This window comes from Lentiprolixibacter sp. (assembly GCF_982873095.1).
Map to the genome: position 1 here is coordinate 1 of NZ_CEYNTP010000163.1, position 6,602 is coordinate 6,602.

The 6,602-nt window shown below is 46.3% G+C and carries 5 protein-coding genes and 1 pseudogene; 3 read left to right on the forward strand and 3 right to left on the reverse strand.

What is annotated here, in order from left to right:
• Window positions 1–192 (forward strand): annotated as a pseudogene (locus tag AC4E7D_RS10095) (16S rRNA (guanine(527)-N(7))-methyltransferase RsmG); the annotation flags it as partial.
• A gap of 27 nt (window positions 193–219) precedes the next feature.
• Here the strand turns inward: AC4E7D_RS10095 and pruA are convergent.
• The 3 genes from pruA to AC4E7D_RS10110 form a co-directional block, all read right to left on the reverse strand.
• On the reverse strand, window positions 220–1,848 hold the full coding sequence (gene pruA / locus AC4E7D_RS10100) for an L-glutamate gamma-semialdehyde dehydrogenase (RefSeq protein WP_490173676.1): 1,629 nt from the start codon (window positions 1,846–1,848) through the stop codon (window positions 220–222).
• A gap of 82 nt (window positions 1,849–1,930) precedes the next feature.
• Window positions 1,931–2,317, reverse strand: coding sequence for a Co2+/Mg2+ efflux protein ApaG (gene apaG / locus AC4E7D_RS10105; protein ID WP_490173680.1), 387 nt, complete (start codon window positions 2,315–2,317; stop codon window positions 1,931–1,933).
• A gap of 372 nt (window positions 2,318–2,689) precedes the next feature.
• Entirely contained in the window at window positions 2,690–3,934 is a 1,245-nt protein-coding gene (locus AC4E7D_RS10110) for a type IX secretion system plug protein (protein ID WP_490173677.1), read from the reverse strand.
• Between the two features lie 152 nt (window positions 3,935–4,086).
• Here AC4E7D_RS10110 and AC4E7D_RS10115 point away from each other — a divergent pair, with 152 nt between their 5' ends.
• Both AC4E7D_RS10115 and AC4E7D_RS10120 read left to right on the forward strand, forming a co-directional pair.
• Complete coding sequence (locus AC4E7D_RS10115; RefSeq protein WP_490173678.1) at window positions 4,087–5,439, forward strand: Na(+)-translocating NADH-quinone reductase subunit A; 1,353 nt, start codon at window positions 4,087–4,089, stop codon at window positions 5,437–5,439.
• 2 nt (window positions 5,440–5,441) lie between these two features.
• On the forward strand, window positions 5,442–6,602 hold a 1,161-nt coding region (locus tag AC4E7D_RS10120; RefSeq protein ID WP_490173679.1), incomplete at its 3' end, for an NADH:ubiquinone reductase (Na(+)-transporting) subunit B.

Genomic DNA, 6,602 nt, shown 5'->3' on the forward strand with positions numbered 1-6,602 from the left:
CACTGGACCAGGGGTAAGATCAAGAAAAAATCGATACATCCCATGCAAAATGGTATCCTCTACCTCAAAGGGGGTGATCTCACGGAAGAGTTACAGGAGTATCAGAATGCCCGGATCTATGCGTTGTCCGACTTCTTTGAAGAGGAATTTTTTGACACCAAAAAGGTGGTATACCTTCCGCTGAAGAAATAACTACTGCAATACAACCATTACCGGTTCCTATCCAAGGAAGGGGTAGCGGTAATCCACCGGGGTTACGAATGTTTCCTTGATAAGCCTTGGGGATACCCAGCGCATCAGGTTCTGTGCGGAGCCAGCTTTGTCATTGGTCCCCGAGGCCCTCGCCCCTCCAAAAGGTTGCTGTCCCACAACTGCTCCTGTAGGCTTGTCGTTGATGTAAAAGTTACCGGCACAATTCTGCAGCGCCCTGGTGGCTTCATCAATAGCGTAGCGATCCGTTGCCATTACGGCCCCGGTGAGGGCATATTCTGAAGTTTGATCTACAAGTTCGAGCGTTTTACCCCAATCCTTATCCTTATAAACATATACGGTGACAACAGGTCCGAATAATTCTGTTTCCATAGTCACGTAATGCGGATCGGTAGTGAGAATTACCGTAGGGGCTATGAAGTAGCCTTTTGATTTGTCGTAATTACCCCCGGCAATGATCTTCGCGTCTTTGTCTTTTTTGGCCCCCTCAATGTAGCCGGCAAGTTTGTCAAATGCCCCTTCGTGAATGACTGCGGTGATAAAGTTGCTCATGTCCTCGGGGGATCCCGGAGGATTAAATGAGGCGACGTCAGCCTTCACGCGCTCCAGAATGTCCTTGGCTGTGGATTCCGGAAGATAAACACGCGATGCTGCACTGCATTTTTGTCCCTGGAATTCAAAAGCACCCCGGGTAATCGCCGTGGCGACCTGCTGAGGGTCTGCGGTGGGATGGGCAACGATAAAATCCTTTCCACCGGTTTCCCCAACAATCCTTGGGTAGGTTTTGTATTTGTGGATATTATTTCCGATTTGTTTCCAAAGGCTCCTGAACACCTCTGTGGACCCGGTAAAATGGATGCCTGAAAAATCCGGGCTGTCCAAAAGGGTATCCGTGATCATTACAGGATCGCCGTAAACCACATTGATCACTCCATCCGGGAGGCCTGCTTCTTTGAATACATCAACAATCACTTTTGCCGAGAACACCTGGCTGTCACTGGGCTTCCATACCACTACATTGCCCATCATGGCCGCACTGGCAGGCAGGTTTCCTGAAATCGCCGTAAAATTGAAAGGCGTGATGGCGTAAACAAACCCTTCCAGAGGACGGTATTCCACCCGGTTCCAGATAGCGTCAGAGGAGTCTGGTTGCTCAGCATAGATCTGCGCCATATACTCTACATTGAACCTTAAGAAATCGATCAATTCACAGGCTGAATCTATTTCTGCCTGGTGGATGGTTTTGGACTGCGCGATCATCGTGGCTGCATTAATTTTAGCACGATATGGGCCAGCGATCAGTTCGGCAGCTTTGAGGAATATGGCTGCCCGCTGTTCCCAGGCCAGGTTGGCCCATTTTTCCCGGGCTTCCAAAGCCGCTGAAATAGCCGATTCTACATGTGATTTTTCGGCAAGGTGGTAATGCCCTACAATATGTTTATGGTCATGGGGGGGCGACATAGGCGCCTTTTTTTCTGTCAGGATTTCATAGCTCCCTATGTACAGGGGCACTTCAATATGGCCTTCAAAATATTGTTTGTACTGTGCTAATACCTCATCTCTTTCCGGGCTGCCGGGGGCATAACTTTTAACCGGTTCATTATACGCTGTAGGTACCTGAAAAAATCCTTTTCCCATGATCGAAATCTGTTTTTTAAAATTTCGTCAAAGGTATGAAATCAGGAAGGCTTTGTGAAAAAAATACGTGTCAAAAGGCGACTTAATTCAGCGCAAAAGGCGCACTGAATTTGAAGGTGGGTACGTACACCCTGAATTTTTCAGAATTGGAAAAGTTTACCATATTATAATGTCCCTTCATGGCCCCTATGGGTGAAGCCAAAAGACATCCCGAACTATAGGTGTGGGATTCCCCGGGCCTGATCACCGGCTTCTTGCCAATAACGCCCTCTCCGTCCAGCACTTCAAATTCGTTAAGCGAATCGAAGATCTCCCAGTGCCTGGAGGTAAGTTGTACCACATCTTTCCCCTGGTTTTCAATGTTTATGGTGTAACCAAAGGCAAAATGCATCTTGTAATTTTTGAAAAATGTGCCTTCGAAAGTAGTGTTTACTGAAATTTTTATCCCTTTGGTGATCTGTGTAATCATGCTTTTCATCTGTAAGCTTTGGCGCTGGTTGGAAGATGCTCTCAACCCTGCGCTAAATTAATCAAATTCAAATCCGGATAGCGCGATTTAACATTAGTTTATATCCGAAACCCGGGCCTGTAAAAGACACAGCAATATACAGTTAGGTAAGAAGAAGGGAAGTAAAAAAATGTTTGTTACCCCAGGTCAGGTGAAAACACTTTTTACATACCGGCAAAATAGAGGGAATGTTAATAATCACCAAGGATCATCCCCAATCTTCGATGTATGCAGGGATTTTACTGACGAGTACCGCAGTCCGCGGTCATTCATCGAATGGGAAGCGCTCCCGGGTAGCGGTGTTGTTGATCTTCACGAGGAAGCCCGGCTAACTTAATTGGTGATTTCGCGGGAATTTGCTGTCCCTACGCCTATGATACTGTCGTAAAGATCCCCGAAGTTTCGGTAGTACACCAGTACGGTATAATTGTTCTCCGTGAAATGAAAGTTCCCACTTACCACATTCAGGGAAACTACTCCCTTATCATTCCTGGTAACATATTTATAATTGTAAAAACCCTGTTTCATCCGGATCACAGCCTCCATATCTCCTGTTTCCTCATTGTAGCGCATCCTGTTGATATCCTCCAGGGCATAGTTATTGAACTTTCCATAGACATAAACTTCGTCCAAACCCAGGGTTTCTGTGTAAGGAAGCACAAAATGCACATCGGTGTATTCTGCTTCCCGGGAAACATCGGTCCCCTGCAGGGTACGGATAACAAAATCCCCGTTTATATCCGGGAAATAGGTGTAGGGAAGATCAAACCGGTACTGGTTGGGAAACAAATAATGCTGGTAGACATCGGTAAATTCTATCCTGGATATGGCCGCAGTTGGGGCACGCAGGTCTTTGGTGTCAAAATTGAGAAACTCATTCCCTCCAAAAAAACTGGTCTCCTGGTCATAGCGATAGACCAGTTCATTCCCCAGAGTAAACTGAGGGGGGATGTTGTAAATAGCCGTAGGCCAGTGATAATTCTGGAGGATGGCCACCTTTACCTCTTTGATGGGGTTTACCAGCGGAAAGCCTGCACTGTTGATAGTGAAATGTACGGCCTGTTTCTGGTTGAAAAACTGGTAATCCCGTGCCCGTTTAACGGTGGCCCCCACCTTCACAAGGTCCTGATAGACTACAAAACGCCTGGAAAACTGCAAATCACCACGTTGATTATATACCTCGAGGACATAATTGCCACTTACCCGCAAGCGTACATTTTCATTGGGGATACTCAAACGGTAGTTGGAATAGGGCTGCAGGGTGTTGTAGCTGTTTCCATAGTCAATGATCCTCTGGTTGTCAAATCCCACCAAATACTGTGACTTTAAAAGTGCCGAAGGGGTCCAGTCGTAATCACAATGCACAATTTTATAGTAGTAATCCTGTTCGTTGGCCAGGACATCGTCAAATTCAAGATAAACAGCTTCCCCCAGTTCCACAATCGGGAACTGATCTTCGGTCTGTCCTTTGAAGATAATGGTCTTGATGTTTTGTGGCGGGTTCACCTCTTCCAGCACCTGGGAATGAAGTGGAAAGGCGAGCAAAATAAGGACCAGCTGTTTAAGATTTAAGCGCATTTAAAGCCAATATATCCCGCAAAGGTAAACAAAATGCATGCCCAAAAAATTACCCTCGGTGTAAAGTCCAAATTTTAGTTAATTATTATGAAAACAATGCATTAAGTACTATTTTTGCTGCTCATTAAACTAACCTAAAGGTTTAACCAGATATGTCCAAAGACATCCGAATTAAAAAAGGATTAAACATTAATCTTGTCGGTGCCGCAGAACATACTACCTCCAAAGCAGCTCTCAGTAACGTTTACGCAATCAACCTTCTCGATTTTTACGGGGTCACCCCCAAATTGCTTATTAAGCAGGGAGAAGAGGTAAAAGCGGGTGAACCGCTTTTTTACAATAAGGACAACGAGGAAATGCTTTTCGTTTCCCCGGTCAGCGGAGAACTTGTTGAGGTGATACGCGGAGCCAGGAGAAAGGTACTCATGCTGAAAATACTGGCAGACAAGGAGCAAAAACACGTAACGCACAAGGCATTGGACCCCAATGCGGCTACTGCAGAAGAGATCAGGGCATTCCTTTTGAAATCAGGTTGCTGGCCATTCATCAAAAGAAGGCCGTACGATTTCATAGCTGACCCAAAAGTGGCCCCCAAGGCGATTTTTATTTCGGCTTACATGACAGCTCCCCTTGCTGCAGACATTAATTATGTGTTGAAAGGCAAGGAAAAAGAAATGCAGGCGGCTTTAACGGCACTCGCAAAGCTTACCCCCGGGAAAGTGCATGTTTCCATTGGGAAAAAATCGGATTCTCCTTTTGCAGAATTAAAAGACATTAGTTTGCACAGGGTAAGCGGACCGCATCCGGCCGGATTGGTGGGTACCCAGATCAATAGGATAGATCCCATAAATAAAGGGGAGCAGGTATGGACACTGGCTCCACAGGACCTCGTTATCATTGGGGAATGCCTCCTTAGTGGGAAGTTCAACGCAGAACGCACCGTGGCCCTTGCCGGGTCTTCTGTGAAAGAACCCAAATATTACACGACTAGGATAGGTGCAGAAATTTCCACTTTTCTCTATGCCAGTGGTGTAAATTCTAAAAACATCAGGGTGATAAATGGGGACGTTCTTACGGGTTCCAAAACGGCTCCTGACGGTTTTCTTGGCTTTTACAACAATACGGTTACTGTCATCCCGGAAGGAGATGACTACGAGTTCTTCGGGTGGAACAAGCCTGTTTTTGACAAGATTTCCACCACACGCGCCCTGACATTTTCCTGGTTGCAACCCAATAAAAAATACGATCTCACCACAAATACAAATGGGGAACACCGGGCCTTTGTGGTAACCGGGCAATACGAAGAAGTCTTCCCCCTGGATATCTTCCCCATGCAGCTGTTGAAGGCCTGTATGGTAAAAGATCTGGATGAGATGGAACAATTGGGATTATATGAAGTGATCCCAGAGGATTTCGCTTTAACTGAATTTGTGTGTACGTCCAAACAACCGCATCAACAAATTATACGTGATGGACTGGACCTTCTTTATAAAGAAATTGGATAATCATGAGTGACAAAAGACTTACCTTAAAAAAGAGACTACATATACTAAAACACCGGTACAGAGGAAAGAAAATGGCGCCGGCCTTTAATGCGTTCCATACCTTTTTGTTCACGCCGAACGAAACAACGCATTCCGGAGCACACGTACGGGCGGCAGATGATTTGAAAAGGACCATGAATACCGTTATCCTGGCCTTGCTACCTGTGCTTTTATTTTCTTTTTTCAATACGGGATACCAACATTATGCGGCCATTGATGCGGCCAATGGCACCCCAAGGGAACTTATGTTCTGGGAAAATTTCCTGACCTGGGAAAACTTCTGGCTGGGCTTCATCAAGGTGTTACCGCTGGTCATCATTTCTTATGGAGTGGGATTATTGGTGGAATTCATATTTGCCGTAATCAAAGGACACGAAGTGGAAGAAGGTTACCTGGTTACCGGGATGCTGGTGCCGCTGATAGTCCCTGTGGACACTCCTTTATGGATGCTGGCCGTTGCCGTCGTCTTTGGTGTGGTGATCGGTAAGGAAGTATTTGGTGGAACCGGAATGAACATCCTAAACCCTGCCCTTACGATCAGGGCGTTCCTGTTCTTTGCCTATCCCACCTGGATGAGTGGAGATAAGGTGTGGGTGCACGGGGCAGTAGAACGCGCTGGTACTCCAGACGCCATTTCCGGGGAAACCATTCTGGGGTATCTGGCCCAAAATAACGCAAGTGAGTTCACCTATTCGGTATCTGACATGTTTTTCGGTTTCATCCCTGGATCTGTAGGGGAAACTTCTGCATTTCTGATCCTTCTCGGAGGACTATTCCTGGTATTTTCCAAGATTGCCAGCTGGAGGATCATGCTCAGTGCAGTAATCGGATCCCTGGTAATGGGCCTCATTTTCAACGGTGTGGTTGAGGCCGGTTGGATTACAGAAAGCAGCACCTTCTACGGATTAATGAGCTTTGATTACTGGAAGCACCTCATTGTTGGCGGACTTGCCTTCGGTATTGTCTACATGGCTACCGACCCGGTTACGGGCTCCCAAACCAACAAGGGGAAATGGATCTACGGGTTTTTGATAGGATTTATCTCTGTCATGATACGGGTTTTCAATCCTGCCTATCCGGAAGGTGTATTCCTCGCAATTCTCCTGATGAATGTGTTCGCACCA

Excerpts from the sequence above, each read along its gene's own strand:
- apaG (WP_490173680.1), bottom strand. The coding sequence starts at position 2,317 with ATGATTACACAGATCACCAAAGGGATAAAAATTTCAGTAAACACTACT.
- AC4E7D_RS10110 (WP_490173677.1), bottom strand. The coding sequence starts at position 3,934 with ATGCGCTTAAATCTTAAACAGCTGGTCCTTATTTTGCTCGCCTTTCCA.
- pruA (WP_490173676.1), bottom strand. The coding sequence starts at position 1,848 with ATGGGAAAAGGATTTTTTCAGGTACCTACAGCGTATAATGAACCGGTT.
- AC4E7D_RS10115 (WP_490173678.1), top strand. The coding sequence starts at position 4,087 with ATGTCCAAAGACATCCGAATTAAAAAAGGATTAAACATTAATCTTGTC.